This is a genomic window from Paucibacter sp. PLA-PC-4 (genome assembly GCF_026241155.1).
In the GTDB taxonomy this organism is placed as follows: Bacteria; Pseudomonadota; Gammaproteobacteria; order Burkholderiales; family Burkholderiaceae_C; genus Roseateles_E.
On sequence record NZ_JAPFGP010000006.1, the window covers coordinates 189,211 to 214,855 of the forward strand.

Genomic DNA, 25,645 nt, shown 5'->3' on the forward strand with positions numbered 1-25,645 from the left:
GACAGCATGCGATTCGCCCCCACCCCTTTGTTGCTTGGTCTGCTGTCCGCTCTCAGCGCCTCCTCCGTGATGGCTTCGGGCTATCACTTCGGCTCGCAGTCGGCCTCTGCCCAGGGTACGGCCAATGCCAACGCCGCGGAAGCTGGCGATGCCACGGTCGTGTTCTACAACCCGGCCGGCATGACCCGCCTGGACGGCACGCGCACCAGCGGCGTGCTCAATGTCGTCGTGCCCGAGGGCAAGTTCAAGGACCAGGGCACCGTCACCTCGCTGGGCCTGCCCATCAGCGGCAGCAACGGTGGCAAATTCGTCGAAGCCACGGCCGTACCCCATGGCTATATCACCCATAAGTACTCGGATCGTCTGAGCCTGGGTCTGGGTATCTTCGTACCCTTCGGCTCCAAGAGCGAATATTCGGCCGACTGGACCGGCCGCTACAACAGCATCGGCACCGAGCTGAAGACCCTGGCCTTCAATCCCTCGATCGCTTTCAAGGTCAACGACAAGCTCAGCCTGGGTGCCGGCCTGACGGCCCAGCACATCGAAGGCAAGCTGTCCAAGGCCGCCGATTTCGGCTCGGGCGCGATGAATCTGGTGATCGAGCAGCAAGTGGCTGCGAACGCGGCACCGGGCGTACCGCTGGACGTGGTGCGCGCCGCTGTGATCAACCAGCTGGGCGGCCTGATCAAGCAGGTCTCCGGCAATCCGACCTATTCGGGCCGGGTCGATGTCGAGGGCAAGGACTGGGGCTTGGGCTTCAACCTGGGCCTGATGTACCACTATGACGAGAGCACGCGTTTCGGCATCGCTTACCGTTCGCGGATCAAGCATCAGCTCAAGGGCGATTCGCAATGGCAGGTGCAGACCCCCGCCGGCAATCTTGGTGCGCTGCTCAACGCTGCCCTGCCTGGCGCTGGCACCCAGGTTCAGCAGCGCCTGGTCGGCCTCTATACCGACAGCGATGCCCGCCTGAAGGTCAACACGCCGGAATCGCTGTCCTTCTCCTTCTACAAGGAGCATGACAAGAAGTTCGCGGTGATGGGTGATGTGACCCTGACCAAGCATTCGCGCTTCCAGGAGCTGCGCATCGACTTCGCCAACAACCTGCCCGACTCGACCACGCCGCAGCGCTGGGAAGACACGGTGCGTGCCTCGCTGGGCATCAACTACAAATGGAGCGATGCGCTGACCCTGCGAGGTGGCGTGGCCTTCGACCAGTCGCCGGTGACCGCGGCCCGTCGCACCCCGTCGATCCCAGACAACGACCGTACTTGGTTGTCCGGTGGCTTCAACTGGAAGCTCGACAACAAGCGCTCGGTGGACTTCGCGATGAGCTATATCCATGTGGCCGACAGCCAGATCGATATGTTCGACAACGGCGGCCAGCGCAATGCAGTCGGCTCCGCGGTCTGCAACACGGCCGGCAACACGTCCAGCTGCGCCACGCTGCGCGGTCGCTATCAGCTGAGCTCGGCCCTGTTCGGCCTGCAGTACAACCATCAGTTCTGAGCCCGGCGCCGGCTTGCCGCCAAGGCCGGCCGGTGCCACCATAGAGCCCTGTTCCTGATGAAGGAGGTCGGCCATGTCGGATTCCGCCAGCCTTTTGTTGCTGCTCGTCCTTGTGCTGGCCCTGATCGGCGCGCTGCGCTTCGATCTGATGGGCCTGATCTGGCGCGAGTGGCTCAAGCTCGGCAACAAGGGCACTGCCCTGCCGCCGGCGGACTCTGCTCACGGCCCCTATCAGGGCCGCTCCGGCCAAGTTCCGCATCGCGGCCCGGGCGCCGCCCACAAGCCGGACTTTCACCGAAGCGGCAGGCGCGGCTGACCCCAAGGCCGAACTCGGGCAAGATGCGGGTCTCCCCAAGATCCGCAGACATCAAGCCACATGGCCAACCGACTCTCTCAAATCGCAACCCGTACCGGCGACGACGGCACCACCGGCCTGGGTGATGGCAGCCGCGTACCCAAGGACCACCTGCGTGTGCAGGCCATGGGCGACGTCGACGAGCTGAACTCGCAGATCGGCGTGCTGCTGGCCGAGCCGTTGCCCGACGATGTCCGCGAACTACTGATCACGATCCAGCATGAGCTCTTCAATCTCGGCGGCGAGCTGTGTATGCCCGGCTATGAGCTGCTGAAGATGGACGCCGTGCTGCGCCTGGACGAGGCTCTGGCCCACTACAACGCCGCCCTGCCACGGCTCAAGGAGTTCATCCTGCCGGCTGGCACGCGAAGCGCCGCGATCGCCCATGTCTGCCGTACCGTGGCCCGCCGCGCCGAGCGCGCCGTCGTCACGCTGGCCGCGCAAGAGAGCATCAACGCAGCGCCGCGCCAGTATCTGAATCGCCTCTCCGATCTGCTCTTCGTGCTGGCCCGCGTGCTCAACCGCGCCAACCTCGACGGGCTGGGTGGTGACGATGTCTATTGGCACAGCGAGCGCCTGAAGCGCCAGGACGCCGCCGACGATCAGCAGTCCAGCTGAGCCGCCGCCTCCCTGAGCCGCTTCGCATACGCCTGGCGCAGCGCAGGCGGCGCCAGCACCTCGACCTGCCCGGCATGGCGAAGCAGATCCATCAACAGCTCGGTGGCGTCCACATACGGCACCACCAGCTGCCAACGCCCGTCCGCCAGCCACTCGCTTTGCTGGCTGGCGTGCCACTCCTCGCGTGAGACCCAGGCCGCCGCCTCGGCGCTGAACACCAGCCGTGCCTGCTGGGTCTGGCCACCGGCAAAAATGCCATAGCCCTGGTCCAGCTCGCTCTCCAGCGCCTTCAGTGCCACCGGCTTGGCCTTCTCGTCCAGCAACTCGGCAGCCTCCATCGCGTCCAGCGCAAAGCGGCGCAGGCCCTCGCTTTGGTGGCACCAAGCATCCATATACCAGGTGTTGCGGTAATGCACCAGGCGCTGCGGCGATACCACCCGCGAGCCCACCGTGCCGCCGCCCTTGCCGCGCTTGCGATAGCTGATGCGCAGCTTCTGGCGTTGCACCACGGCGCTGCCGACTGTCTCGAAATACTCGCTGGCCACGCGTCGGCGAGCGGTGCTGATCAGCTTGACGCGCCGCGTCATCTCCTTGGCCTCGGCCGCATCGGTGCCCAGCATGCCGGTCAGCTTGTCGAACATCGGCTGCAGATGTCGGCTCAGGATGCCGTTCTCGTCGAGCCCCGACAGCAACTGGTGCATGGTCAGCAGCGCATGCAGCTCTTTCTCGTTGAACCAGACCCCAGGCAGCTCATGCTGCTGGCCGCGCCATTGCTGGCCAAAACGGTAGCCATTGGCCAGCGCGTCGTACTCGATCGGCGCATCCATGCGCTCGCGCAGGTACTGCAAATCTCGCTTCAAGGTTGCCGGCGACACCTCCAGCGCCTCCAGCAAGGTCGCAAAACTGACACATTCACGCCCGCGTATCAGCAGCTCGATCTTGTAGAAGCGCTCGGTCCTGTCCATGCTGTGGCCATCTTTCCCTGATTTCTTTCCCGGGCTCTTACTGGCTCATCCCATGAGCTAGTGAGGCCAGACACTGTGCCACATGGTTGCTGACAAATCGATGGCAGCCGCAACCGGAGCACCTCATGGCACAGATCGCAGAAGCATCCGCCCAGATGGAACTGGGTATCCTCCCCGTCGAAGAGGCCACACCGGCCAATGCCAGCCTCGGCTTCGAGCTCGGCTGGGATTTCGCCCACCATGGGGTAGCGCCGCCGGTGACCCATCTTTATGCGCAGTCGCCGCTGCTGCAGGGATGGCAAGCAGGCTCGGCGACCTTCGGCCGCCGCACGCTGAAGCCCTCCCGCCATACCCAGCTGTGGCTGCAACTGCGCACCCATGCCTGGGCACGCGGGCGCAGCTTCGAGGATGTGCAAGTCACGCCCAACTATCTGCAGCAAATCGCGGTCGACTACTGCCCCATCCTGCGCCAGCCGCTGCTGGGCCAGGTCTCCATCGACCGCGTCCGTAACGATGCAGGCTATGCCGCAGGCAATCTGGCGATGATGAGTGCCGGCGCCAATGCGGCCAAGGCCGCCCATGGCTGGGCTGAGGCGAACGAGATCGCCCGCAGTGTCAGTGACGGCCCCTTCAAGCGCATCGCCGGCCTGGGCCCGGCCGAATGGCAGCGGGTTGCGGTGCTGTGCAGCTTCGTCACCGAGCTGTCCCATGAAGAAGCGGCGATGATCCCGCTGCATCTGCTGCCGCCGAACCGGCTGCGCCTGTTCAACCCGATCCAAGCGCTGCAGGCGCTGGTGACCCGCCAGCTCGCGACACCGGGCTGGAGCGCACGGCTGGCGCGCATCGAGGCTCTGCTGCCGGGCGATGCGCTACGTACCGACTTCAACCGCTTCCTGATGGCGCTGGCACCCCGGGTGCTGCGGGTCGCAGCGCTGACCGACGCCCAGGACATCCGTTGGGCGCTCGAAGACGCCTGGAGCGATGCACTGGTGCAAAAGCGCTGGGTTCGTTTCGCGCTGCAGCTCAACGCCGCCCAGGCCGAGAAGCTCGTGCAGCGCGCCGCCGCCAAGCGCCTGAGCACCGTCCATGTGCAGCGCCATCCGCGCCTGACCGCCACCGAGGGCTGGGCGCTGGAACGCGGCGGCTACCGGGCGGCCGCTTGACGAAAGTCAGCCCGGCAAACCCTGGCTGACTTTTTCCATGCCGCCGCTTTGGTCCTGCAAGGCCACATGGTGACCGCGCTCGCCAAACCAGTGCGCCCATTGCTCGGCCAGCTTCTTGTTGGGTAACCAGGGACCAGTGCGGTCCATCTGTACGCGGTTGCCACGGCGCTCATAGAACACCACGCGCCACATGCCGCTGGAAATTGATCGGTCGAAGTTGCTCATCGGTGGGCGAATCTAGCAGAGCTTGCGTGACGCTGCCGCCCCGTCAAACCCTCAGCGCCGCCAAAAATTCCTCGCTGCCCAGCAGCTTGAAATCGGGCTTGCCTGAACGTGCGACACGCGCCCGCAAAGCCCTGCTGTCGCTGACCAGTACACGGCCGCGCGCCCCCTGTGCCAGGCTCAGTGCGAGCTGCTCAAAGGCCGGCAGCCGCGCGGTCCTGGCAGCTCGCGCCGCCTCGGCCGGTAACACCTGGGCATAAGGCAGATAGTCGGCTAGCAACTCATGCTGCTGTGTCGTAGACAGCCCCAGCAACGGGCAGGCCAGCGCCAGCATCAGCGCCCGTGCGCTGGCCGGATCAACCAAGGCCTGACAGCGTCCGAGCTGCCAGCTCTGGCGCAGCCGCTGCCCGCGGGCGTCGCCCGACAACAGGGCGCCCAGCAGCAGCCGGGTGTCGAACACCACGGCCGGCGCAGCGTCCGGTGTTGACAATCGACGAGCGGTGCTCATCGCGCGGTCTTGCGCTTGCTGACTGTCTTGACGGCAGGCTTGACAGCACTCGATGGTTTCGCCGCCGTCGTCTTACGCGCCGCCACCAGCTTCTTGACCGCAGGTTTCTTGGCCGGCGCGGTCTTTTTAGCACTCAATGGTTTTGCCGCTGCTTTCTGGGCCCAGTCCAGCGCCGCATCCAGCGTCTTCTCGTCGATGGCCAGTTCGGCCAACTTGGCCCGCAGCGCGTCCCCGCGCTGGATGCGTACCGGGGTCAGGATGATTTGCCCGGCCCTCTCCTGCACCTCGAAGTACTGCACCGGCCCGAGGGCCTGAGTCACGCTCTTGGGCAGCGTCAATTGATTCTTAGAGGTGATCTTGGCCAGCACTTGGAGGACTTGTGGAAAGTAAGGGGCCATTACTTTAGCGTTTTCCGAACGCCGGAAAGTACGCAGGAATTAGCTGACCCATATGAATCGGAGAGTCGAAAAAAAGCGCCCTTTGAAGGGCGCTTGATCAGCGGAGTGAAGGTCTTAGACCAGCGAACGCTGCAGGCGCAGCTCTTCGAGACGTACGCCGCTGACCTCGGTGGTCTTGGTGCTGCCGAGCTCGCGTTTGAAGCCGGCCAGCTCGAAGAAACGCAGTGCGCGCTCATTGCGCAACCAAGTCCACAAGGTGACTTTGGTGCAACCTTCTTCCTGCAGGCCATCGCGGGCCGCATCCCAAAGGGCCAGGCCGACGCCCTTCTCCCAATGCACCGGCGAGGCATAGATGGCCCAGATTTCGCCAGTGGTCGACGGCGTGCCCTTGTCGCGGGAGCGGTCGAACCCGACAAAACCCATCACCTCGTTGTCGATATGGGCCACCAGCACCTGGGGCTCGCAAAGATCGATGGCCTCACGCCAGAAAGCCTGGCGCTTTTGCACCGACAGCGCGTCCAGTGCGGCATCGGGCAGCAGCCCCTTGTACGCGTCCTGCCAGGCTGCAACATGGATTTCGGCAATGGCTTTGGCGTCACGCAGGGTGGCCGGACGGACCTGAATACTCGACATACGAATGAATAGAACTCTGGGAACTCAAACAAAAACGGAAGGGCGGAATTTTGCGCCCCTAAAGCGCCTCGATGAGCGCTTGACAGCGCGTTTTTTTCTGCTGTCAGTTCGCGGCCAGTGCCGGACTGCGTGCCGCCAGCAGCGGCCCGGCGTAGTCGGATACACAGCGTTGCAAAGCCGTCTTGGACGTGCGCTGCAGCCGTGCCAGTAGCGCATGCTCGACCTGCAAAGGCCCGAGCTCGCGCGCAAAGCGTTGCGCGAGGTCGGCCTGCACGCGCAGCAACAGATGGGCGGTGGTCTGTGCATCGGCCAGCGCGCGGTGGGCCCGGCCCATGTCTGGCAGCGCATGGAACTGGGCCAGCGTGCCGAGCTTGCAGTTCGGCGCCTGCGGGTAGAGCCGGCGCGCCAGCAGCACGGTGCAGGCGAACTCATGGGCGCTGTCGCGCTCGCAGCCGGCCCGCTCCAACTCGTGGAACCAGAAGCCACGGTCGAACGAGGCGTTGTGCGCCACCAAAGGGCAGCCGCGTGTGAACTCGGCCACCTCGCGCATTACCCGCGCCGAGTCGGGCGCCTGGGCCAGCATCGCATTGCTGATACCTGTGAGCTGCTCGATGAAGGGCGGCACCCAGGCACCGCTGTTCATCAGGCTCTGGTAGCTGCCGACGATCTCGCCGCCGCGCACCAGCACCGCCGCGATCTCGGTGGCACGGCCACCCGCGCCGGGTCCGAGGCCGGTGGTTTCAAAGTCGATGACGGCGATGGTCTGCATACGGGTGAGAGATAAGCGCTTCAGGGTGGGGGGTACTTGAGGGCATTCTTGGCCAGTTTGCGCTCGACCGCCGCCTCCATATCGACGCCGCTGTGATCGGCAATCTGTAGCAAGTAGAGCATCACATCGGCAACTTCATCGCCCAGATGCTCAAGCTTGGCAGGGTCCTGCGCAATCGCCTGCGACTCCTGCGGCGTCATCCACTGAAAGATCTCCACAAGCTCGGCCGCCTCTACCACCATGGCCATCGCCAAGTTCTTAGGCGTCTGGTAGGGCTGCCACTGCCTCTGGGCGGCGAACTGGCGCAGCCGCTGCTGCAGGTTCCGGATGTCCATGTCTTCAATCTCTGTATTTAGATCTTTTAACTTGGTAGTCGTAGTAAAGCCGGCAGCCTGCTGTGGACAGCTGGCAAAGTTGCTTTGGTTTCAAAGACTTAGCGGTGCCAAAAGTCTGTGCGCCGAAGACGGGACAGCGCAGGGCCGAGCAGACAACAACTTGGCCATGAAAGGCGCCACTGTGGATAAGCGCCCACTTGCTCAATACTTATCCACAAACTTATTCAATCACTCGATGCCGATGACCTTGTGCATCTGCACGCTCAGCCGCCATTGCGGATGTTCCATGCAATAGGCTACCGCCGCGCGGGTGTGCTGGGCCTTCAGCAGCGAATCCATGGGCTGCAAAAAGAAATGCTCGAAGTCCAGGCCGGCAAAGCGCTCGGGCATAGCGGCCGGCTGCGGATAGACCAGCTTCAGCTCATGGCCGCGGGTCAGCACGATCTCGCTGTCGGCCTTGGGGCTGACACAGATCCAGTCCAAACCCTCGGGCGCAGGCTGTGTGCCATTGGTCTCTACCGCGATTTCGAAGCCTCGGGCGTGCAGGGCCGCGATCAGCGCCTCGTCAAGCTGCAGCAGGGGCTCCCCCCCGGTGCAGACCACATAAGGCCTGCCAGGCCGATCTGCTGGCCAGCGCGAGGCAATCGCGGCGGCGAGGTCCTCGGCCGTGGCGAACTTGCCGCCACCTTGTCCATCGGTGCCGACGAAGTCGGTGTCGCAGAAGTTGCAAACGGCACTGGCCCGGTCCTGCTCGCGGCCGCTCCACAGATTGCAGCCGGCAAAGCGGCAGAACACCGAGGCCCGGCCCGCCTGCGCGCCCTCGCCCTGCAAGGTATAGAAAATCTCTTTGACAGCGTAGGTCATACCGGAATCAGATCATCAATGCCCGAGGCGCTGACGATGGCGCCGCTGCCGCGGGTTTCGTACATATCGACCCGGTCCAGCTGCGGCAGCACGACCCGGCCCTTGGCCAGCACCCAGGCCGCCAGGCTCGCACTGTCGCCATCGGGCAGGTCGGCGATCTCGTAGAGCGGGCGGTGGTCGATGGCCTTGAAGATCGGATCGAAGCGTGTTTTGACATCGCCGAAGTCCACAGTCCAGCCCTTCAGCGCGTCGAGCTCGGCGCTCAGGTGCAGGCGCAAGGTGTAGGTGTGACCATGAATCGCCCGCAGCGGGCTGCCGGCCGGCGCGCGCTTGAGCTGAATCGCGCTGTCCAGGGTCAGCTCCTTCCAGATCCGGTACTGCAGGCCGTCGAAGTTGGCGCCGCAGGAGCCGGTTTCATAGACCGTGACCCAGGAAAGCTCGGGCAGTTGTGGCTTCAGCCGCTGCCACAGCCAGGCGGAGATCACCTCGCTGGTGGGGTTGTCCAGACCCTCGATCTCGTTGAGGCACTGGTAGTTCAGCTGCATGTGCAAGGGCGCCCAGACCTCATCCAGATGGTCGTAGTCGATGCTCAGATCTCGCTCGCCCAGATCCTGGTTGGCATGAACGATGGCCTCGAAGCCATGGCCGTGCATGCGGCCGCATTTGTGTCCGGGCGGCACGTTGGGCAACTGGTGCGCGGCCTGGAAGCGGTAGCGCCGCCAGACATGGGCACGGCCGCTGACATCCAGATCGACCCCGCTGTGCGCGGTGCTCTGGATACCGATCTGCTGAATACCCGGCACATCGAAGGTCTGCTCTAGACGCTTTTTGATCCAGCGCGCGATGTTCTCGTCGGTCGGCTGTTCCAGCGTGGTGTTCAACAAGCCGTGGTCCAGCGGCGCCAGACAAGTTTCCAGCCGCCGCCGCAATTCCTCGACCTCGGCACCTGGAAAAGGCGCCCATTGGGGAGGCAGCGCGGCCCTGACGGTGGCGAGATAGCTGTGGCCGTGCAGACCGCGGCTGCGATGTCCCTCGGGCAAGGCCGAGATCTGGCAGGCGGCTTCGAAACCGCAGGAAGCCGAGTACAGCGTAGAGGGAAGTGGGGCGGAGGATGTGATGGTCGTTTGCATGGCGCTCCGTGGCGCGATGCACACGGGGCCGCAGTGTGACATGAGCCTGGCGTTGTGCGCTAACCGCGCGATCAAGCCCGCCCCGGCTGCTCAGGCTTGGAAAAACAGCGGAGAAGCGCTCCGCTCTTCTTACTGGTATTTCTATCTTTCAAATTAGTAGTCTTAGTAGAGCAGCGCTGCGTCTGTGGACAAGCTACTTTTTCCTTTTTGATTCAATCACTTGTAAGCGGTCAAAGCATGTGCGTCGCTTGGGGTCGGTGCGGTACACCGACAGATAACAACTCCGGCGCAACGCGAGTAGCTGTGGATAAGCCAGGTCTTGTTCAAATGTTGTGCACAGCTTTGTCCGTCACATGGCCGGTACCGCCTCCAGCAATTGCCCGACCATCGAATTGAACGCCGCCGCATGGCTGATCGGCCCCAGATGACCGGCGCCGGGCAGCATGCGCAGCTCGGACTGCTCCAGCGCGAGGGACAGCAGCTCGCTGACCCGGCGTGCCGGGGACCGGGTCAGCGAACCGCAGACCAGGCGCAGCGGCAGCGCCCGCAGCCGGGCCAGCTCGCGCGGCCCCCAGGTGGCTGCGAACAGAGCGGCGAAATGCCGATCGACGCTGGGCATGCAGCGCGAGACGCGCCGCTGCTGGTTTTCGTTCATGCCCTGCCATGCCGGACCGGCCGCCCAGTAGTTGCAAAACATCTGGCCCGCCGCCTCGAAGCGGCCAGCGCCAACGAGCTCGCTGACGATGCGGGCGATCTGGGAGATTTCGCTCCAGGCCTCGCCCCAAGGCTCGTGCCGGTGGAGCAGCCCGAACAATACCGGCTCATACAATGTGAGTGAGCGCACACAATACGGACGCTCAACCGCCATCTGCAGCGCCAACGCGCCGCCATAGGAATGGCCGACGATGTCCAGCGGCGTGTCGATATCGTCCAGCGCGGCCCAGACCGCGTCGCTCTCTAGTTCCAGCCCGACGGGCGCATCGGCGGGCCAGTCCGGGCTGCGGCCGTGACCGGGCAGATCGGGGATCAGCAGCGCGCGATGGTCTTGCAGTTGCTCGACCAGTCCGCGCCATTGGCCGGCACTGGCGCTGCTGGAATGCAGGCACAGCAGCGGCCTGCCCAGGCCCAGGCGCTGCATGTTCAGGGAGAGGGTGGCGTTCATCGTGCGAGCCTTGTCTTGTTCAACATCAGGCTTGCAGTCTCGGCCGCTGCGGTTTCAGCCCGGCTTCTAAGGCCGAGCCTGGTGGTTTCGTTTGTTCAGGCGTGGATCCAGAAGGCGCTCTCGGCAAACTCCTGCCCCAGCCACCACCCTGCCTTGCCGGTGCCGAAGCGGAAGTTGCTGGCTCCGGCCTGGCTTTGAAGCGGCGCCGTGACCTCGCCTGCACTGTCGCGCCTGGCCCGCAGCTCGCCGAGCTCGGGCACCACCGGCACGATATGGCCGGAGCGTCCGTCCTCCTTGCGACGCGCGATGATCAGGCCAATCGCGCCCTGGTTGGCCGCCTGCTGAAGCTTGGTCAAGGAGCCGGTCTGGCGCCAGCCAAAAGCGGGGCCATGGTCGCGCAGCCAGCGGAACAGATCGTTGGCACGCAGCTCGACAATGGTGTTGCCGATCAGCGGCGCCAACACCTCGCCCTGGGCCAGCTTCAGCAAGGCATGGGCCGACCACCAGACACGCGGGAGATAGACACCGGCCAGATGGCAATAGTCATGCGCGTAGATATTGCAGAAGGTTAGACCGCTGCGCGGTTGGTAGCGCCCATGGGCCGGCTTGTCCACCGCCAGCCAGTCGATGATGGCGGACAGTTCCTGGCGCAGGGTCTGGGCATCCGTGCCCTTGCGTTGCGGCTGACCAGCTTCATTGAGCGAATGAGCGTTGGCCAGGTCGATGCGGCGCGTCACCGAGCCACTCTTGCGCGGCATCCAGACAGCAACGATGCCGCTGCTGGGCAGCTCCGGCGCCGGCTCGACGACGGCAATTGGCTCCGGCGCGGCATCGGCCACCAGCAGCTTGGCTGAGACAAAACCATGGATCAGCGCGCCGGCCAGGCTGGTCTCGATCTCGAGAAAGCCCTTGACCGGTTTGCCGCTGACGGCCCGCACCGGATGGCCGTCTGGCAGGTGGCTGATCACATTGGCGGTCTCGGGCTGGCTGATCAGCGGCTCGCTGCGCACCCGCAGCATAGACAGCTGGGTCTTGACCCGGAACTGCGGGCCGCTGGCTGTCACGGCGCTGGGTGGTGGAACGATGGCCTGGCCGGGTGGCGGCGCTTCGAGTTCGGCCTGCTCGCCGCTCAGCGCTACCGTATGAGCCAGGCGGATGAAGTCGAACAGCGCCTCACCGTAGAACTGCGTGCCGTTGAAATGCCCCTGCTTGAGCCCCTTGGCCGGCTTGAAGCCACCGGTGTTGTAGGCGATGCCGACAGCGGCCAACTCCTGGTCACTGAGCTCGCTGCGGTCCTGCAGACCCAGCTTGCGTAAGCCCTTCTTGAGCTCGTCGACGCACAGGGCCAGGGTGTCCTCGAAACGCGCATAGCGCTTTTCGAGAAAGTAGTCGGGGTCGCTGAGGAAGAATTGCAGATCGCGCTGGAACAGGCCGAAGCCATGGCAGAACTTGTGCGGGCGGGCCGCTACGCCCGCGAAGCCGGGGATGTGCTGGGCCATGTCGACCAGCGCCTGGTGGGCGATCTCGAACATCGCCGCGCCATTGGGCGCCGCGAGCAGATCGGCCTTGGTCTGCGGGAAGGCGCGGCGGCCCTTGTCGGCATCGAGCGTGTCGCCGACGCACAGGGCCAAGATCTTGTTCGTCCCCAGGTTCTTGCGACGCAGCAGCGACCAGATGGCCCCAGTTTCCTGGCACGCGATCGCGGTGATCATGTCCACTGTCAGCGGCGTGCCGGCCAAGGCCGGCGTGATGCGGGCCTGGAACTGCTTCTTGAACCACAGGATGTCGGCGCTGTCGGGCATGGCGGTCTCCAGGGAGTGTGCGCCCGACGTTAGGGGATCGCAGGGCCGGCGCCTAGCCGTCCGCGCCGGCTTTAGTCCTGCAAGATAGGGATGCCGTGCTTGTTTGCGAGCACCTCAGCGCCGGCCCGCCGACTTGGCCGGCAGGGTCTGCAGATAGGCGTACATCGCATGCAGGTCGGCGTCGTTCAACTCCTTCAGCGCGTTAAAGGGCATCACTGAGCTGACCGCACTGCCGTCAGGGCGCCGGCCACTGCGCATCATCGTGGCGAACTGCTCGGCACTCTTGTAGGCCGGCATCGCACTGCCCTCGCCCGGCGTCAGGTTTGAGGCCGGCGGCCAGTCGGGCGGCGTGCCTGGGATCTTGCCGCCCGAGAAACCGGGCCCGTGGCAGCCTATGCACATGCTGGCTACATAGGCGCCGTTGGCGACGCTGACGGTCGATGCCATCGGTGGCGAGGGCGGCAGGCTGTGGTCGATCTTCTCCGCTGCATCCTCGATCAGGCCCAGGCCGTACATGGCCTTGAAAGGCAGCGACAGCTGCACGATCGCTGGCCCCCCCTCGACCCGGGGCATGCGTTGCAGATGCGCGATCAGCGCGCCCATGTCCTCGTCGCTGAGCCGGTTGTAGTCCTCGCTGGGCATCACGATGGCGGGCCGGCCATCGGGTTTGACGCCATGGCGGATCGCGCGCACCCAATCCTCGACCCGGTAGTTGGCTACGGTGAGTGAGCCCTGCGCGATATTCGGGCCGCGCACGAGCAAACCCTTGCCATCGTCGATCAGCACCCTGCCGCCGCCGGCGCGGTCATGGCAGTCGACGCAGCCACGCGATAGATAGAGATAGCGGCCCCGCTCGAGCGCGGCCGCATCGTCCGGCAGCGGGACGGCCGCCACCTGCAGATCCACCTGGCGCTGCAGCTTGTAGTCGGCGCGTGCCAGGGCGAGGCCGACGGTGGCGGCCAGGGCGGCCGTGAGGCCAAGCAGTGTCAAGAGGCTGCGGCGCAGCCAGGTTCGCTGGGGCATGGACGGTTCCTCGGTTCGGTGGCATCAAGCCGGGCCGCACCTTAATCGCTGTCCGAAGCGAAAAACCGGGGCTGAAACAAACGAAGCCGGGCTGAAACAATCTAAGCGGGGCTGAGAGTGGCCAGGGTGTCGCGCCGGTATTGCAGCAGCCGGCCGCTGTAGCCGGGCTGCTTGATAACGGTCTCCTCCAGCCGGTAGCCCAGCGTCGCCATATGGCGGCTGAAGGCCGGGCGATTGCCGCGGTTGGGGTCGACGATGATGACTTCGCTGGCGGGCCGCGCATGCAGCGCGATGAAGGCGGCAAGGCTGCCGACCTCGTCGCGCTCGTACAGCACATCGCTGCCGATGATCAGATCGAAGCGGCCCTGCACGCGCGGCGCGCTCTGGCCACGACCGGTGGTGCCCGGGCCCCAGTCGCCGTGGCAGTAACGCATAGGCGCCAGCGCATTGAGCCGCAGGTTCTCCAGCAGGAAGCCCGCGGCCATCGGGTGGCAGTCGCTGGCCGTCACCAGCGCGCCACGCCGGTGGCTGACCAGGCTTGCCAGCGCCAGGCCGCAGCCGATCTCCAGGATGCTCTCGTCGGCCAGCAAGGGCCGGCAGGCCATGGCCGCCGCCAGGTGCAGGCCAGAGGGCCACAGCAGGCCGAACAGCGGCCAGGCCGCTGACGAGATGCCGCGCGCCAGCGCTTCGCCCAGCGGGTCGTCGAACTGCTGCCGGTCCAGCAGCGAGCGGATCTGCAGATCCGCCACGCCAGCGATGGCAATGCGCTCCTGCTTGACCACATAGGGCCGGCTCACGACGACGGCCCCGAAAAACCGGCAAGAGTTGGCAGACTGCAGGGCCTGCCGGGCCTATATTCCCGGCCATCCGAGAGATTCAGGCAGTGAACACGATGAAAAGCCATGCATTCCGCCACGGGCAGCCCGCCCACGCGCTGCTGCTGACCTTGCTGCTGCTTCAGCCCGCGTTGCCCTGCGGCTCGGCACACGCCGGCCCGACGCTGGATCGCATCAAATCCAGTGGCCGCATCGTGCTGGCGCACCGCGAGTCTTCGGTGCCTTTTTCCTATCTGGATGCGCAGCGTCGGCCAGTCGGCTATGCGCTGGACCTCTGCCACCGGCTTGGCGAGGCCTTGCGCAAGCATCTGCAACTCAAGAGTCTGGCCACCGACTATGTGCAGGTCAGCTCCAGCGACCGCATCGCGGTGATCGCCGAAGGCCGTGCCGACCTGGAATGCGGCTCGACCACCAATAACGCCGAGCGGCGCGAGAAGGTGGCGTTCACCGTGCCGCACTACATCACCGGCTCGCGCTATCTGGTGCGCGCCGATTCGGGCATCAAGGAACTCAGCGATTTCGCCAAGCGCCGGCTGGTGTCCACTAAGGGCACGACCAGCTTCAAGGAGATCCAGGCCGTCAACCGCGACCGCCTGTTGGGCATCCAGATTCTGGAGGCGCCCGATCATGGGCGCGCCTTCGAGATGGTCGAAAAGGGCGAGGCCGACGGTTTCGTGATGGACGATGTGCTGCTCTATGGCCTGATCGCCGGCAGCAAGAATCCTAAGGGCCTGGAGGTGGTAGGCAAGTTCCTGACCATCGAACCGCTGGCGGTGATGATGTCTCGCGAGGACGCCGAGCTCAAGCGCTTCGTCGATGCCGAGATGAAGCGCCTGATTGCCAGCCGCGAGGCCCATGCCCTCTATGAGCGCTGGTTCCAGCAGCCGATACCGCCCAAGCAGACGGCGCTGAATTTGCCGATCAGCTATCTGCTGCGCGACTTCTGGAAGTATCCGAGCGATCAGGTGCCGAACTGAGCGAGGGCCGTACTCGTTGCGGCCCATGGCGGCCGCTCAGCTCAACAGCGTGTAGGGACCGCCGCGCTCGAGCGCGCGCTGGTAGGCCGCTCGCGCATGGATGCGTTTCAGGAAGTCCGTCAGCCGGGGCCGGTCCGCCGCCAGCCCTCCCCGGGAGGCGGCAGCCTCCAGCGCAAAGCTGAGCTGCACATCGGCGGCCGTGAACTCGCTGCCGGCGAACCAGGGGCTCTTGGCCAGCTCGGCCTCCATGAAGTCCAGATGGCTCTTGATCGCCGGCTGGATGAAGCCAGCCTTGACCTTGGCCGCGATGCCCTTGGCAATTGGCTTGACGAAGAAGGGCATGGGCGAGCGCTCGATGCGGTCGAAGATCAGCTTCATCAGCAGCGGCGGCATTGCCGATCCCTCAGCGTAATGCATCCAATAGCGGTAGCGCAGCGCGTCGGCGCTGTCGGCGACGGGCTTGAGCCGGCCCTGACCGTAGCGATCCACCAGGTACTCGAGGATGGCGCCCGACTCGGCCACCACCAGCGCGTCGTCGGTGATCACCGGCGACTTGCCCAGCGGGTGCACAGCGCGCAACTCGGGCGGCGCCAGCATCGTTGCCTTGTCGCGCTGGTAGTGCTTGATCTCGTAGGGCAGGCCCAGCTCTTCGAGCAGCCACAGCACACGCTGCGAGCGCGAGTTGTTGAGGTGGTGAACGGTGATGGCGATGATGAACTCCCGTGAGTGGCCCCCGGAGTCTAGAGGAAGGGCTCAGTTGCTCAGCAGCAGTTGCAGGATCACGCCGGTGGCAATGGCTACCAGCAGGTAGTCGCCGCCGCTTTGCACCCAGTGGTAGCCACGCGGCGGTGCGCGCAGCTGATGGCTGCGCCAATCGTCCACCACATAGCGACGCTGGTGATAGGCGGGCGGCAGCCGGGTGCCCTTGTAGAAGTTGTGATCGGGGCCGGCACCGCGGCCGCGGTTGGCGTACTTGCCGTTCCAGTAGTCGCGGCCGTCGCGCTCGTCCCAGCGGGGCGGGCCGTCGCGACGCGAGAGCTGATACTGCTGCTGAGTCTGGTCGCGCCGCTGTTCCTGGGCGTTGCGCTGTTCACGACGCTGGTCATGCCGGCGATCGCTTTGGCGATCATCCCCGCGCTTGCCGTGATCACCATGGCTGTAGCCCTGGGCCTGTACGGGGCCCAGCGGTGCCATCGCCTGGGCGGCGACGGCGCAGGCGAGCAGCAGGGTCTTGATCTTGCGCATGATGAGTCCTCAACAGTGGACGAGAACTCGCTTTTAGGCCGGTCCACACCGGCCCGTCTGTGCGCTGTCGAACAGTGGCTCAGCGCCGGCCGCGCGTCTGCCACAACGGCTTCTTGCCCTTCAGATGGCGCTCGATGCCGTCATTGAGCCGGCTGCGCAGATCGCCGACGGCCGTCACATGGCCGTAGACGCCAGGGAAGCGCAGGTCCAGCCACAGCCACAGCGTGCAAGAGCGCAGCGCTTGCTCCATGCGGTCGAGCCGGCTGTGCTCGTCCACATCGTCGAGGAACCAGGGCGCACCGACCCTGCCGGTCAGCGCGTGGCGGCTGGCCCAGTCCAGATACTCCTGCACCTGGCTGTCGGTGCGACTGTCCACCGGCGCCTGCGCATAGATGAAGCGGGCCTTCAGCGGCAGACCGCCGGCTGCGCGGTCCAGCTGCTCGGCCAGCGCCAGCATCTGCTCCAGCTCGGCCACCTCGAAATGGGCGTTGTCCAGCAGTAGCTGATCCATGAAGACCATCAGCACCGCATGCAGCTTCTTCAGCCCCAGGCGCTGCGCGATGGTGTCGATATGCCACCAGTTCGGCGCCACCGCGGCCTTGAAGTCGCGCGGCGCGCGCGGGCTCTTGGGCAGGAGTTCCTTGAGCGTGCGCGCGGCCGTCGGTTCGGCCTCGCGCAGCACGCCGACAAAGCCCTCGTCATGCATGCCGTAGCGCCCGGCCCGGCCGGCGATCTGGTGCACCTCGGTGACTTCCAAGGTGCGGTCCCCGACGCCATCGAACTTACTCATCGTGCTGAAGAGAACGCGGCGGATCGGCAGGTTCAGCCCCATGCCGATCGCGTCGGTGGCTACCAAAATATGCGAGGCCCCCTGCGCGAAGCGCTCTGCCTCCCTGCGTCGCACCTCGGGCGGCAGCGCGCCATAGATCACGGAGACCGGATGGCCGGCCGCACCGATCTGGTCGCGCAGCATCAGCACCTCTCGGCGGCTGAAGGCCACGACCGCATCGCCATGCTTGAGCGCTGCGATCGGCACCGGCGCCGGCAGCAGCTGCACCTCCTGCTTGCGCTCGAAGTGGCGCACCGTACAGCGCTCCCCGCATAGGCCCAAGAGACTTTCGATGGCCGGCACCGCATAGGCGCTGCAGATGATGATCAGCTCATTGGCCGGCACCGCGACGATGGCCTGGGTCCATGCCCAGCCGCGATACAGGTCGAACAGCATCTGCGCCTCGTCGATCACCGCGACGTCGATCGGCTTGTTGGTGTTGACCATCTCGATGGTGCTGGACACCACGCGCGAGTTCTCGGCCGGCACATTCTCCTCGCCGGTCAGCAGCGAGCACGGCACGCCACGGCCCACCAGTCGGTCACGACCTTCCAGCGCCAGCAGGCGCAGCGGCGCCAGATAGGCGCCCTGCTGGGCCTGGGCCAAGCGCTCGAAGGCCGCATAGGTCTTGCCGCTGTTCGGCGCGCCGACATAAAGCGTGACGGTGCGCTGCATGCGCCGCGCGATATCGAAGGTGTCCGGATAGCCCTGGAAGGCCAGATCCTGGTTCAGCCCTGCCAGCGCATTGAGCTCGGCGACGCGGTGTTCCCAGCGGTCCTGCGCCCGCGTGCAGCCGGCCTTCAGGGTTTCGAAGGACTGCGGCGTCGCGCACTCCGACTGCAGGCGCGGCAGCAGCGTGTCCAGGTGCTCCGGGTGGCCAGACTCGCTGCGCCGATAGAGACTCTCCAGCTGCGCTTGCAGCTCGGCAGTGTGGGCGTAGGCTGGCATCTGGCCGATTGCGGTCTTCAGCGCGTGCAGATCGCCGCTGCGATAGAAGTCCCAGATCGGTGCGTCGTCTGCGATCTCTGCACGGTAGCTGACGGGGATCTCCCAGCCCGGCTCGGAGATCTTGAGCACCAACTTGCACAGCCTGCTCCAGCCCTGGCCTTCGCGGCTCAGGCCCAGCGCAGTCTCCATCTGGGCCGTGCGCTGCTGCATCAGCGCGCGCACCGTCGGCGCGGTGCCGACCACATCGAGATGGGCCAGCGCCGAGGTGATCAGGCGCGGTGCGATCCAGCGGCTGGGCCGCGCGCCGCTGCTTGCCTTTGTGGCCTTCTGGATCTGTATCAGGCCCAGCTTGTCGAGCTGATCCTCGTGGCCGGTCTCGCCATCGAAATCGCCCGGCGTCAGCACCTGCGGCAGCTGATAGGCCGCCTGGCGGATGCGCTGCCATTGCTCGGGAGTGATGTCGGCCGGAAGGCGGGCCGCGTGGCGAGGGTTTGGGAGTTGCATCGTCGCGGGCGGGAGTTGGGCGGCCGGCGCGGGGGTAGGGAGATTTTTTGTATCGGGCACTTCTGGAGTGGAACACAAGAGGGCGGCGGGCTGTGTCTGTGCCGCCGCAGAACAATGCACTGCCAGCCCACGCAAATCACGCAGATGCCGCCGTCACGAGCACCGACTTCGGCAACTACCGAGGGCGGTCTGTGCATAGCATGAGGGCCTGCGCTGACCCATGGCCGTGAGCCGTCTTCCTTCATGTCAAACCATCTGCTCGTCTCTTTCAACTTCGACCAACTCGGCCAGGCGCATGAGTACCGGCCGCCGGCCGACCGCGTCATCGAGGGCGATATCGTCTGCCGCAGCTGGGATGTCGACAGCGCCAAGGACGGCAAGGTGCGCGCCGGCGTATTCGAGGCCACGCCGGGCGCCAACCGCTCGATCAAAGGTGATACCTGGGAGTTTTGCCTGATCCTGTCCGGCAGGGTCGAGATCACCGAGGACGGCCACCCGCCGGTCATCTACAAGGCCGGCGACTGCTTCATCATGAAGCCCGGCTACACCGGCACCTGGCGCACTTTGGAAACCGTGCGAAAGGTTTGGGTCACGGCCTGATGGGGTCGGCAGCGTCGCCGACCACCTGCCCGAACACTTCCAGCGCCCGCTGCCCTCACAGGGTGCGCAACGTTGTCAACTCGGCCCTGCTCAGCGCCGAGGAGGGCACCGATGTGCCGCTCGCCGCGCTGCAAGCCCTGCTGGCCGCAGCGCGCGCCGGCGCCAGAGCGAGTCCCCTCAGGCCCACCGCTTGAGCGGCATGCCACGATGAAAAGCCGTGGCAGGGGTCGCAGTACCGTGCCGTGCGTCAAGGCCGAATGTGGGCGTCGGTCAGGGCACCGAGTTGGCGGCCCCCGAGACCATCATGCTCAGAACCAACGCCGCACCGCCTGCCGATACCGTGCGTATTCCGCCCCGAACTTCGCCGCCATCGCCCGTTCCTCTAGCGGGATGTACCAGCACTGCGCCAGCACAAAGAAGCTCAGCGGCCCGAATAGCGGCGACAGCGAGCCCAGTGTCAGGGCCAGCCCCAGCAGCGCGATCAGCAGGCCCAGATACATCGGATTGCGGCTGCGGCGGAACAGGCCCTGCGTGGTCAAACGGTCGGGTTCTCCGAAGGTGTTGATATTGGTGCCGATCCGGCTGAACAGCCGGGCATGCCATTGGGCCACTCCCAGACCCAGGGCGATCAGGCCTAGGCCGGCCCAGCTCAGCGGTTGTAGCAACCACAGGCCCAGTGGGGCGCAGACATGCGCGACCCCCATGAGGCCGGCCAGTATCAGAAAGACAAAAGGGGGAAGCAGCAGCACTCGCATCGCATCGATCTGTGTGGAAATGAGGCAGCCAGTCTGCCGACCCATGGCCACGCTTGCGATAACCTGGGTTAACTGCGCAACAAGTGACCGACAGACATGAACAACCCCGCCACTGCCTTGTCCGGCTTCGAGCTGTTTTGCCGGCTGGCAACCTCGCCGCTGCCAGAGCGGGAGCTGCTGGAGGGCGCGACCCGGCGCTTGCGACTGGCCCACGGCGAGCCGCTGTTTCTTGCCGGCGAGCAACGGCCCCAGGTCTTTGCCGTGTTGTCGGGCGTGATCAAGATGGTTTACGAGACGTCGGGCGGTGAGGGCTGGATCAAGGGCTTTGCCGAGGCCGGCACCTGTTTTGCCAGTCTCACCGCGCTTGAAGAGGGCGAGCAGGCGCGCACCAGCTACTCGGCCTATGCCGAGCGAGCCTGTCTGGTCGAGCAGATCGACTATCGCCAGATTCAGCGGCTGGCTGGGCGCCATCTCGGCTGGCAGCGTGCGCTCAGCCAGGCCTTCAAGATTTACGGCCAGCGCAAGGAAAGACGTGAAATGGAGCTGCTGACCCTGTCGCCCGAGCAGCGCTATCTGGGATTTCTGCGAGAGCGCCCCGGACTGGCCGCTCAGCTGCGCCAGCGTGATATCGCCAGCTATGTGCGCGTGACCCCGGTGGCGCTGAGTCGTATCCGGGCGCGTCTCGCTGGTCGACCCGGGGGCCGGCCGGACGTCGTCTGAACGCAGACATCCTCCAAACTGTCTCAAGCAAAGGAGAAACTTCCCCATGAGCACGACCACCATCCGCCTGCACCGCGTGCTGCGCGCGCCGGCCGAGCGCATCTACCGCGCTTTTCTCGATGCGGCGGCCTTCAGCAAATGGCTGCCCCCGCATGGCTTCACCGGCACGGTCCACGAGATGGATCCTCGGGTCGGCGGCAGCTATCGCATGTCCTTCACCAATCTGACGACCCAGCAAAGCCATGGCTTTGGCGGCCGCTATCTCGAGTTGGTCCCGCATGAGCGGCTGAGCTACACGGCCGTCTTCGACCTAGCGCTCAATCTGCCCGGTGAGATGCGCACGACCGTGACGCTCAAAGCGGTGTTCTGCGGCACGGAGGTCCACATCGAGCAGCAGGGCATACCGGCCCAGATTCCGGCCGAGGCCTGCTATCTGGGCTGGCAGGAGTCGCTGACCTTGCTGGCCCAGTTGGTCGAGCCCGAGATCCGCCAGTAGCATCACCGGCCCGCGTATCCCGCCATCCGTCCGAACACCAGGAGCCCGCCGATGTTTTCCCATGTCTTTGTCGGCGTCAGCGACTTTGAGCGCGCTTTGGCCTTCTACACGCCGCTGATGGCCAGCTTGGGTCTGCCGCCGCGCTTTTGCGATCGCGGCCGCCCCTGGGCTGGCTGGCAGACGCCGGGAAGCGCCAATGGCCGCCCGCTGTTCCTGATAGGCCGGCCCCATGACGGCCAGGCCCATCTGCCGGGCAATGGTCAGATGCCGGCTTTTCTGGCCGCTGATAGAGCCGGTGTAGATGCAGCGCATGCGCTGGCGCTGCGCCTGGGCGGCCGCTGCGAGGGCCCGCCGGGCCTGCGGCCCGACTACCACCCGCATTACTACGGCGCCTACTTCCGCGACACCGAGGGCAACAAGCTCGGCGTGGCCTGCCACACGGCCGAATAGCTGGGTCGGCATCAGCCGGGCTTCTTCGACCGCCGCCTCTGCCCCGCCCCGGCCCCGTGCTGGCGCAGTTCCTGCGCGGTCAGGAAGAAGTCGCGGTTGCCGGCCACCCGCTCCACCGCGAGATCGATGAAAGCGCGCACCCGAGCCGGCTGCCGTGATAGGCATACAAGCCCAGGTGCTCGGCCACATGGTCGATCAGCAGCGGCACCAGCAGACCGACGCGTATCAGCGGTGCGGCGCTGACGCCAACGAGCTGGCCGATGAACTCGCCGCCCAGCACGGCCTTCTCTTCGAGCTCGACATCGTTGGTGCACAGCCGCGCCGGGATGGCGTGCGAGACGATGTCTTCGCCGACCTTGAAGTCCCAGCTCATCAGTTTGCTGGTGGCCGGGTGGCGAAAGCCGCTGCAGCGGTGCTGCGAGGACAGCAACTCGTCGATGCTGGCGGGCATGCCGCGGCGCCGCAGATAGCGGGGAGCCGCGCAGACAATCAGCTGGATCGGCAGCAGCCGTCGCCTATCGAAGTAATAGATCTCGGTGCTCGTGCAAAGCAGGGCTTGGCATCGGTACGAGGGCGGGAGACAAGCAGAATCGACCTGTCGCCACAATATTGCCCGCCATGATCCCTGCCCTGCCCCCCGTCGCACGCCCCGGCGATGCGCTGTCGGCCGTCGACACACCGGCCCTGCTCCTCGATCTGGACGCCTTCGAACGCAACCTCGATCGCATGCAGGCCGCTGCCGCGGCTGCCGGCCTGGCTCTGCGTCCTCATGCCAAGGCGCACAAATGCCCGGCCATCGCCCAGGCCCAAATCGCCCGCGGCGCCGTGGGCATTTGCTGCCAGAAGGTCAGCGAGGCCATCCCTTTTTTGCAGGCCGGCATCAGCGACATCCACATCAGCAACGAGGTGGTCGGCGCCGCCAAGACCGTGTTGCTGGCCCAACTGGCACTGCAAGGCCGGCTCAGCGTCTGCGTCGACCACGCCGAGCAGGTCGCGGCGCTGGCCGCAGCCACGGCCGAGGCCGGCAGCCGGCTGGATGTGTTCGTCGAGATCAATATCGGCCAGAACCGCTGCGGCGTTGTCGCGCAGGCGCCTGCCGTGCAGCGACTGGTTGAGGCGATCGCCGCCCATCCGCAGCTGCGCTTCAAGGGCTTGCAGGCCTATCACGGCGCGCTCCAGCACCTGCGCGGCCATGCCGAGCGGCGCGAGGCGGTGGCCGCAGCGGCGGGGCGCACGGCTGCGGTCGTCGCGGCGCTGGCACGGGACGGCGTGCGCTGCGAGACCGTGACCGGCGGCGGCACGGGCAGCGCAGAGTTCGATCTGCACGCCGGTGTCTACACCGAGCTGCAGCCGGGCTCCTACGTCTTCATGGACGGCGACTACGGGCGCAACGACTACGGCCAGGCGCTGCGCTTCGAGCACAGTCTGTTTGTCGCCACCACGGTGATGAGCCAGGGCAGCGGCGATCGCGTGGTGGTCGATGCCGGCTTGAAGTCGCTGGCGGTCGACTCTGGTCTGCCCACGCTCTGGGGCGATGCCGGGCTGAGCTATGTCTCGGCCAACGACGAGCATGGCCTCGTGCAGCTCGCCGATGCGGCCACGACCCGGCCAGCACTGGGCCGTCAGTTGCTGCTGGTGCCGGGCCATTGCGATCCGACGCTGAATCTGCATGACGAAATCGTCGCAGTGCGCGCCGGCAGGGTCGAGGCCGTCTGGCCGATTGCCGCGCGGGGCTTGAGCCGCTGAGCATTTCTTGCGCGCACGGGCCTGCGAGACTTTGCCGAGCACAGACAATCGGCCGTTGGCGATTCGCCGTGCTCGCGCAAGCACCTTCTGCATGGATTACTTTCTTCATCACGACAAGCTGGCCGCGCTCGAGGCGCGACTTCAGTTCCGGCAGCCCGCCAACACCGATCCGGCCTGGCTGGAGCTGGCCTGGCAGCTGCGCCAGCGCGATGGCGAGCGCAGCGAGGCCCTGGTCGCCCGGCTCGCGCAAGCTGCGCTGCCGCTGTCCAGCCGTGGTCGCCTGGGCCTGATACGGGCCGAGCTGGCTCTGCTGGGCGCGCGCTTCGACGAGGCGCGCCAACAGCTGGCTGAGGCTGAGGCGGCGTTCGCGGCGGCCGGCGACAGCCTGGGGCTGGGCGACGCCGGCATCGCCCGCGCGATGTTGGCCGCTGCCGGTGGCGATGTGGCCGGCTGGCGCCGCGAGCTGGAGGCCCAGCAGCGCCACTTCGAGGCCGCCGGTCATGCCGAGCGGGCGCGGCTGGCCGCCGCCTGGGCCAATCTCGCCGCCTTCGGTGACGATACGCAGACCGTGCTGGGCCGGGTGGCCAGCTTGCGCGCGCAGGGGCCGGTCGCCGAGGACGTCGAGGCCTTGCTGGCGATGACCGAGGGCTACCGTGCCTTCGATGCGGGCTCGCATGGGGCGGCGATCGGCCGCTTCATGGCTGCCTTCGAGGCCGCCGAGCGCATGGGTCTGCGGCTCTACCAGATCCGCATCGCTTTCTCAATTGCGGCGGCCCTGTCCAATCTGGAGGATATGGACGCCGCCCTGCCCTGGTTGGAGCGCTCGCTGGAACTTGCGCGAGCCGCCGGCTGGCCGGTGACCCTGGGCGAGGCACTGGCCACGCTGGGCAATTTCTACCGCGAAAACGGCTATCTGGAACGCGGTCAGCAGACCTTGGCCGAGGCGCTGCGCTGGCTGCAGGCGGCGCCCGATTCCCGTGGCAACGGGCTGGCCCATTGCTATGCCGGCCATGCCGAGCTGGCGGCCGATCAATGGCAAACGGCGATCCGCCACGGCCGTCAGGCCGAGCGCATTGCCCGCGCCATGGCCTCGTGGCCCCTGGTGGTCGACGCGTTGGTGGTGGTAGCCAGGGCGGCCAGCCGCAGCGGCGACGCGCAGGCCGGCTTTGCCGCCGCCCGCGAGGCCCAGTCGCTGGCCGACGCGCAGGGCCTGGCTCATTGGTGGATCGTCGCGACGCGCGCCCTGGCCGAGCTGCATGCGTGCCATGCCGGGTCCGGGCCGCAGGGCGGGGCGCGGGCCGCCCTGGACTGCCTGCAACAGGCCAGCGTCCGAGCCAATGCGCTGGGCAGCGGCCGCGAGGGCGTGGAGCTGCTGGTCGAGCTGGCGGCGGCGTTCGAGCGGGTCGGTGATCTCGCTCAGGCCCTGGTCACCGAACGCCAGGCGCGGGCTGCGGCCAATACGCTGGAGCGCCAGCGCCTGGCCAACCGCATGCTGTCCGCCGAGCTGCGCCACGAGCTCGAGTTGCAGCGCCGCGAGGCTGAGCTGCAGCGGCGCCTGGCCAACACCGATGTGCTGACCGGCATTCCCAACCGGCGCTGCTTTCTCGAGCGCATGACCACCGAGCTCGGCCGCTGCCGGCGCAGCGGCCGCGTACTGAGCCTGGTGATGGCCGACATCGACCGCTTCAAGTCCATCAACGACAGCCTCGGTCATGCGGCCGGCGACGTGGTCATCGCAGCCGTGGCCCAGGCGCTGGCCGCACATCAGCGCGCCGGGGATAGCGTGGGCCGGCTCGGCGGTGAAGAGTTCGCATTGCTGCTGCCGGACACCGATCTGGCGGCCGCGACCCTGGTGGCTGAGCGCTTGCGTGCCCAAGTGCAAGCCCTGCTGATCGAATGGTCCGGCCAGCCTGTGCCAGTGACGATGAGCTTTGGCTGCAGCGACAGCCACGGCGAGGGCGACGATGCGCTAGGCGCCTTGATGCACCGAGCCGATCAGGCGCTGTACGAAGCCAAGCGCGGTGGTCGCAACCGTGTGGCCCTGCTGGCGCTCGCGGCGGGCTGAACCGCGCGCCAGGGTCGG

Annotated in this window: 30 protein-coding genes; 12 read left to right on the forward strand and 18 right to left on the reverse strand. The window is 66.2% G+C overall.

Annotation, left to right across the window (positions count from 1 at the left end; all coding sequences use genetic code 11):
• The first annotated feature begins 6 nt into the window (after positions 1–6).
• The 3 genes from OOZ63_RS11500 (at position 7) to OOZ63_RS11510 (ending at position 2,482) form a co-directional block, all read left to right on the forward strand.
• Positions 7–1,509 carry an OmpP1/FadL family transporter gene (locus OOZ63_RS11500; RefSeq protein WP_266005615.1) on the forward strand — a complete coding sequence of 501 codons (1,503 nt, stop codon included), beginning with the start codon at positions 7–9 and terminating at the stop codon, positions 1,507–1,509.
• A gap of 73 nt (positions 1,510–1,582) precedes the next feature.
• Complete coding sequence (locus tag OOZ63_RS11505; RefSeq protein ID WP_266005616.1) at positions 1,583–1,825, forward strand: hypothetical protein; 243 nt, start codon at positions 1,583–1,585, stop codon at positions 1,823–1,825.
• Positions 1,826–1,885: 60 nt separating this feature from the next.
• Positions 1,886–2,482: a cob(I)yrinic acid a,c-diamide adenosyltransferase gene (locus tag OOZ63_RS11510; RefSeq protein WP_266005617.1), complete on the forward strand. Its 597-nt coding sequence runs from the start codon at positions 1,886–1,888 to the stop codon at positions 2,480–2,482.
• Here OOZ63_RS11510 and OOZ63_RS11515 read toward each other — a convergent pair.
• Positions 2,467–3,447 carry a helix-turn-helix transcriptional regulator gene (locus OOZ63_RS11515; RefSeq protein WP_266005618.1) on the reverse strand — a complete coding sequence of 327 codons (981 nt, stop codon included), beginning with the start codon at positions 3,445–3,447 and terminating at the stop codon, positions 2,467–2,469. The genes OOZ63_RS11510 and OOZ63_RS11515 overlap by 16 nt on opposite strands.
• Positions 3,448–3,572: 125 nt before the next feature.
• Here OOZ63_RS11515 and OOZ63_RS11520 point away from each other — a divergent pair, with 125 nt between their 5' ends.
• Positions 3,573–4,610: a hypothetical protein gene (locus OOZ63_RS11520; protein ID WP_266005619.1), complete on the forward strand. Its 1,038-nt coding sequence runs from the start codon at positions 3,573–3,575 to the stop codon at positions 4,608–4,610.
• A gap of 6 nt (positions 4,611–4,616) precedes the next feature.
• Here OOZ63_RS11520 and OOZ63_RS11525 read toward each other — a convergent pair whose 3' ends face one another.
• The 12 genes from OOZ63_RS11525 to OOZ63_RS11580 form a co-directional block, all read right to left on the reverse strand.
• On the reverse strand, positions 4,617–4,835 hold the full coding sequence (locus tag OOZ63_RS11525; protein ID WP_137945357.1) for a hypothetical protein: 219 nt from the start codon (positions 4,833–4,835) through the stop codon (positions 4,617–4,619).
• Between the two features lie 43 nt (positions 4,836–4,878).
• Complete coding sequence (locus tag OOZ63_RS11530; protein WP_266005620.1) at positions 4,879–5,340, reverse strand: hypothetical protein; 462 nt, start codon at positions 5,338–5,340, stop codon at positions 4,879–4,881.
• Positions 5,337–5,708 carry an AbrB/MazE/SpoVT family DNA-binding domain-containing protein gene (locus tag OOZ63_RS11535; protein WP_266005621.1) on the reverse strand — a complete coding sequence of 124 codons (372 nt, stop codon included), beginning with the start codon at positions 5,706–5,708 and terminating at the stop codon, positions 5,337–5,339. Before OOZ63_RS11535 ends, OOZ63_RS11530 begins: the two co-directional genes overlap by 4 nt.
• A gap of 144 nt (positions 5,709–5,852) precedes the next feature.
• On the reverse strand, positions 5,853–6,371 hold the full coding sequence (locus tag OOZ63_RS11540) for a GNAT family N-acetyltransferase (protein WP_137945355.1): 519 nt from the start codon (positions 6,369–6,371) through the stop codon (positions 5,853–5,855).
• Positions 6,372–6,474: 103 nt separating this feature from the next.
• The gene (locus OOZ63_RS11545) at positions 6,475–7,140 is read right to left on the reverse strand and encodes a PolC-type DNA polymerase III (RefSeq protein ID WP_266005622.1); all 666 of its coding nucleotides are present in this window, start codon (positions 7,138–7,140) and stop codon (positions 6,475–6,477) included.
• A 20-nt stretch (positions 7,141–7,160) separates the two neighbouring features.
• Positions 7,161–7,475, reverse strand: a complete 315-nt coding sequence (locus tag OOZ63_RS11550; protein WP_266005623.1) for a nucleotide pyrophosphohydrolase — start codon at positions 7,473–7,475, stop codon at positions 7,161–7,163.
• Positions 7,476–7,703: 228 nt separating this feature from the next.
• Positions 7,704–8,339, reverse strand: coding sequence for a 7-carboxy-7-deazaguanine synthase (gene queE, locus OOZ63_RS11555; RefSeq protein WP_266005624.1), 636 nt, complete (start codon positions 8,337–8,339; stop codon positions 7,704–7,706).
• Positions 8,336–9,469: a 6-carboxytetrahydropterin synthase gene (locus tag OOZ63_RS11560; protein WP_266005625.1), complete on the reverse strand. Its 1,134-nt coding sequence runs from the start codon at positions 9,467–9,469 to the stop codon at positions 8,336–8,338. Before OOZ63_RS11560 ends, queE begins: the two co-directional genes overlap by 4 nt.
• Positions 9,470–9,818: 349 nt before the next feature.
• On the reverse strand, positions 9,819–10,631 hold the full coding sequence (locus OOZ63_RS11565; protein WP_266005626.1) for an alpha/beta fold hydrolase: 813 nt from the start codon (positions 10,629–10,631) through the stop codon (positions 9,819–9,821).
• Positions 10,632–10,726: 95 nt separating this feature from the next.
• Entirely contained in the window at positions 10,727–12,433 is a 1,707-nt protein-coding gene (locus tag OOZ63_RS11570) for a hypothetical protein (protein ID WP_266005627.1), read from the reverse strand.
• A gap of 114 nt (positions 12,434–12,547) precedes the next feature.
• Positions 12,548–13,456, reverse strand: coding sequence for a c-type cytochrome (locus OOZ63_RS11575; protein ID WP_266005629.1), 909 nt, complete (start codon positions 13,454–13,456; stop codon positions 12,548–12,550).
• Positions 13,457–13,557: 101 nt separating this feature from the next.
• Positions 13,558–14,253, reverse strand: a complete 696-nt coding sequence (locus OOZ63_RS11580; RefSeq protein WP_266005630.1) for a class I SAM-dependent methyltransferase — start codon at positions 14,251–14,253, stop codon at positions 13,558–13,560.
• Between the two features lie 95 nt (positions 14,254–14,348).
• Between OOZ63_RS11580 and OOZ63_RS11585 the strand changes: the two genes are divergently transcribed.
• Complete coding sequence (locus tag OOZ63_RS11585; protein WP_266005631.1) at positions 14,349–15,269, forward strand: amino acid ABC transporter substrate-binding protein; 921 nt, start codon at positions 14,349–14,351, stop codon at positions 15,267–15,269.
• 36 nt (positions 15,270–15,305) lie between these two features.
• On the opposite strand, the gene OOZ63_RS11590 is transcribed toward OOZ63_RS11585, so the two are convergent.
• From OOZ63_RS11590 to OOZ63_RS11600, 3 genes are all read right to left on the reverse strand, one after another.
• The gene (locus OOZ63_RS11590; protein WP_266005750.1) at positions 15,306–15,974 is read right to left on the reverse strand and encodes a glutathione S-transferase family protein; all 669 of its coding nucleotides are present in this window, start codon (positions 15,972–15,974) and stop codon (positions 15,306–15,308) included.
• A 48-nt stretch (positions 15,975–16,022) separates the two neighbouring features.
• Entirely contained in the window at positions 16,023–16,514 is a 492-nt protein-coding gene (locus tag OOZ63_RS11595; protein WP_266005632.1) for an RcnB family protein, read from the reverse strand.
• A gap of 79 nt (positions 16,515–16,593) precedes the next feature.
• Positions 16,594–18,795, reverse strand: a complete 2,202-nt coding sequence (locus tag OOZ63_RS11600) for a helicase-related protein (RefSeq protein ID WP_266005633.1) — start codon at positions 18,793–18,795, stop codon at positions 16,594–16,596.
• A gap of 243 nt (positions 18,796–19,038) precedes the next feature.
• Between OOZ63_RS11600 and OOZ63_RS11605 the strand changes: the two genes are divergently transcribed.
• Both OOZ63_RS11605 and OOZ63_RS11610 read left to right on the forward strand, forming a co-directional pair.
• A complete protein-coding gene (locus OOZ63_RS11605; protein WP_266005634.1) occupies positions 19,039–19,395 on the forward strand; it encodes a cupin domain-containing protein in 357 nt (118 codons plus the stop codon).
• 62 nt (positions 19,396–19,457) lie between these two features.
• On the forward strand, positions 19,458–19,589 hold the full coding sequence (locus OOZ63_RS11610; protein ID WP_266005635.1) for a hypothetical protein: 132 nt from the start codon (positions 19,458–19,460) through the stop codon (positions 19,587–19,589).
• A gap of 114 nt (positions 19,590–19,703) precedes the next feature.
• Here the strand turns inward: OOZ63_RS11610 and OOZ63_RS11615 are convergent, their stop codons facing one another.
• On the reverse strand, positions 19,704–20,150 hold the full coding sequence (locus OOZ63_RS11615) for a methyltransferase family protein (RefSeq protein ID WP_266005636.1): 447 nt from the start codon (positions 20,148–20,150) through the stop codon (positions 19,704–19,706).
• 96 nt (positions 20,151–20,246) lie between these two features.
• Between OOZ63_RS11615 and OOZ63_RS11620 the strand changes: the two genes are divergently transcribed.
• Genes OOZ63_RS11620 through OOZ63_RS11630 form a run of 3 tightly spaced genes read left to right on the forward strand, consistent with a single transcriptional unit; the run spans position 20,247 to position 21,816 of the window.
• Positions 20,247–20,870, forward strand: a complete 624-nt coding sequence (locus tag OOZ63_RS11620) for a Crp/Fnr family transcriptional regulator (protein ID WP_266005637.1) — start codon at positions 20,247–20,249, stop codon at positions 20,868–20,870.
• A 46-nt stretch (positions 20,871–20,916) separates the two neighbouring features.
• Positions 20,917–21,366, forward strand: coding sequence for an SRPBCC family protein (locus OOZ63_RS11625; protein ID WP_266005638.1), 450 nt, complete (start codon positions 20,917–20,919; stop codon positions 21,364–21,366).
• Between the two features lie 51 nt (positions 21,367–21,417).
• Positions 21,418–21,816, forward strand: a complete 399-nt coding sequence (locus tag OOZ63_RS11630) for a VOC family protein (protein ID WP_266005639.1) — start codon at positions 21,418–21,420, stop codon at positions 21,814–21,816.
• A gap of 79 nt (positions 21,817–21,895) precedes the next feature.
• Here the strand turns inward: OOZ63_RS11630 and OOZ63_RS11635 are convergent, their stop codons facing one another.
• The gene (locus tag OOZ63_RS11635; protein WP_266005641.1) at positions 21,896–22,267 is read right to left on the reverse strand and encodes a hypothetical protein; all 372 of its coding nucleotides are present in this window, start codon (positions 22,265–22,267) and stop codon (positions 21,896–21,898) included.
• Positions 22,268–22,434: 167 nt separating this feature from the next.
• Here OOZ63_RS11635 and OOZ63_RS11640 point away from each other — a divergent pair, with 167 nt between their 5' ends.
• Positions 22,435–23,562, forward strand: a complete 1,128-nt coding sequence (locus tag OOZ63_RS11640; RefSeq protein ID WP_266005642.1) for a DSD1 family PLP-dependent enzyme — start codon at positions 22,435–22,437, stop codon at positions 23,560–23,562.
• Between the two features lie 91 nt (positions 23,563–23,653).
• Entirely contained in the window at positions 23,654–25,627 is a 1,974-nt protein-coding gene (locus OOZ63_RS11645) for a GGDEF domain-containing protein (protein ID WP_266005643.1), read from the forward strand.
• Positions 25,628–25,645: the final 18 nt, after the last annotated feature.

Excerpts from the sequence above, each read along its gene's own strand:
- OOZ63_RS11500 (WP_266005615.1), top strand. The coding sequence starts at position 7 with ATGCGATTCGCCCCCACCCCTTTGTTGCTTGGTCTGCTGTCCGCTCTC.
- OOZ63_RS11505 (WP_266005616.1), top strand. The coding sequence starts at position 1,583 with ATGTCGGATTCCGCCAGCCTTTTGTTGCTGCTCGTCCTTGTGCTGGCC.
- OOZ63_RS11510 (WP_266005617.1), top strand. The coding sequence starts at position 1,886 with ATGGCCAACCGACTCTCTCAAATCGCAACCCGTACCGGCGACGACGGC.
- OOZ63_RS11515 (WP_266005618.1), bottom strand. The coding sequence starts at position 3,447 with ATGGACAGGACCGAGCGCTTCTACAAGATCGAGCTGCTGATACGCGGG.
- OOZ63_RS11520 (WP_266005619.1), top strand. The coding sequence starts at position 3,573 with ATGGCACAGATCGCAGAAGCATCCGCCCAGATGGAACTGGGTATCCTC.
- OOZ63_RS11525 (WP_137945357.1), bottom strand. The coding sequence starts at position 4,835 with ATGAGCAACTTCGACCGATCAATTTCCAGCGGCATGTGGCGCGTGGTG.
- OOZ63_RS11530 (WP_266005620.1), bottom strand. The coding sequence starts at position 5,340 with ATGAGCACCGCTCGTCGATTGTCAACACCGGACGCTGCGCCGGCCGTG.
- OOZ63_RS11540 (WP_137945355.1), bottom strand. The coding sequence starts at position 6,371 with ATGTCGAGTATTCAGGTCCGTCCGGCCACCCTGCGTGACGCCAAAGCC.
- OOZ63_RS11545 (WP_266005622.1), bottom strand. The coding sequence starts at position 7,140 with ATGCAGACCATCGCCGTCATCGACTTTGAAACCACCGGCCTCGGACCC.
- OOZ63_RS11550 (WP_266005623.1), bottom strand. The coding sequence starts at position 7,475 with ATGGACATCCGGAACCTGCAGCAGCGGCTGCGCCAGTTCGCCGCCCAG.
- queE (WP_266005624.1), bottom strand. The coding sequence starts at position 8,339 with ATGACCTACGCTGTCAAAGAGATTTTCTATACCTTGCAGGGCGAGGGC.
- OOZ63_RS11560 (WP_266005625.1), bottom strand. The coding sequence starts at position 9,469 with ATGCAAACGACCATCACATCCTCCGCCCCACTTCCCTCTACGCTGTAC.
- OOZ63_RS11565 (WP_266005626.1), bottom strand. The coding sequence starts at position 10,631 with ATGAACGCCACCCTCTCCCTGAACATGCAGCGCCTGGGCCTGGGCAGG.
- OOZ63_RS11570 (WP_266005627.1), bottom strand. The coding sequence starts at position 12,433 with ATGCCCGACAGCGCCGACATCCTGTGGTTCAAGAAGCAGTTCCAGGCC.
- OOZ63_RS11575 (WP_266005629.1), bottom strand. The coding sequence starts at position 13,456 with ATGCCCCAGCGAACCTGGCTGCGCCGCAGCCTCTTGACACTGCTTGGC.
- OOZ63_RS11585 (WP_266005631.1), top strand. The coding sequence starts at position 14,349 with ATGAAAAGCCATGCATTCCGCCACGGGCAGCCCGCCCACGCGCTGCTG.
- OOZ63_RS11595 (WP_266005632.1), bottom strand. The coding sequence starts at position 16,514 with ATGCGCAAGATCAAGACCCTGCTGCTCGCCTGCGCCGTCGCCGCCCAG.
- OOZ63_RS11600 (WP_266005633.1), bottom strand. The coding sequence starts at position 18,795 with ATGCAACTCCCAAACCCTCGCCACGCGGCCCGCCTTCCGGCCGACATC.
- OOZ63_RS11605 (WP_266005634.1), top strand. The coding sequence starts at position 19,039 with ATGTCAAACCATCTGCTCGTCTCTTTCAACTTCGACCAACTCGGCCAG.
- OOZ63_RS11615 (WP_266005636.1), bottom strand. The coding sequence starts at position 20,150 with ATGCGAGTGCTGCTGCTTCCCCCTTTTGTCTTTCTGATACTGGCCGGC.
- OOZ63_RS11620 (WP_266005637.1), top strand. The coding sequence starts at position 20,247 with ATGAACAACCCCGCCACTGCCTTGTCCGGCTTCGAGCTGTTTTGCCGG.
- OOZ63_RS11625 (WP_266005638.1), top strand. The coding sequence starts at position 20,917 with ATGAGCACGACCACCATCCGCCTGCACCGCGTGCTGCGCGCGCCGGCC.
- OOZ63_RS11630 (WP_266005639.1), top strand. The coding sequence starts at position 21,418 with ATGTTTTCCCATGTCTTTGTCGGCGTCAGCGACTTTGAGCGCGCTTTG.
- OOZ63_RS11635 (WP_266005641.1), bottom strand. The coding sequence starts at position 22,267 with ATGCCCGCCAGCATCGACGAGTTGCTGTCCTCGCAGCACCGCTGCAGC.
- OOZ63_RS11640 (WP_266005642.1), top strand. The coding sequence starts at position 22,435 with ATGATCCCTGCCCTGCCCCCCGTCGCACGCCCCGGCGATGCGCTGTCG.
- OOZ63_RS11645 (WP_266005643.1), top strand. The coding sequence starts at position 23,654 with ATGGATTACTTTCTTCATCACGACAAGCTGGCCGCGCTCGAGGCGCGA.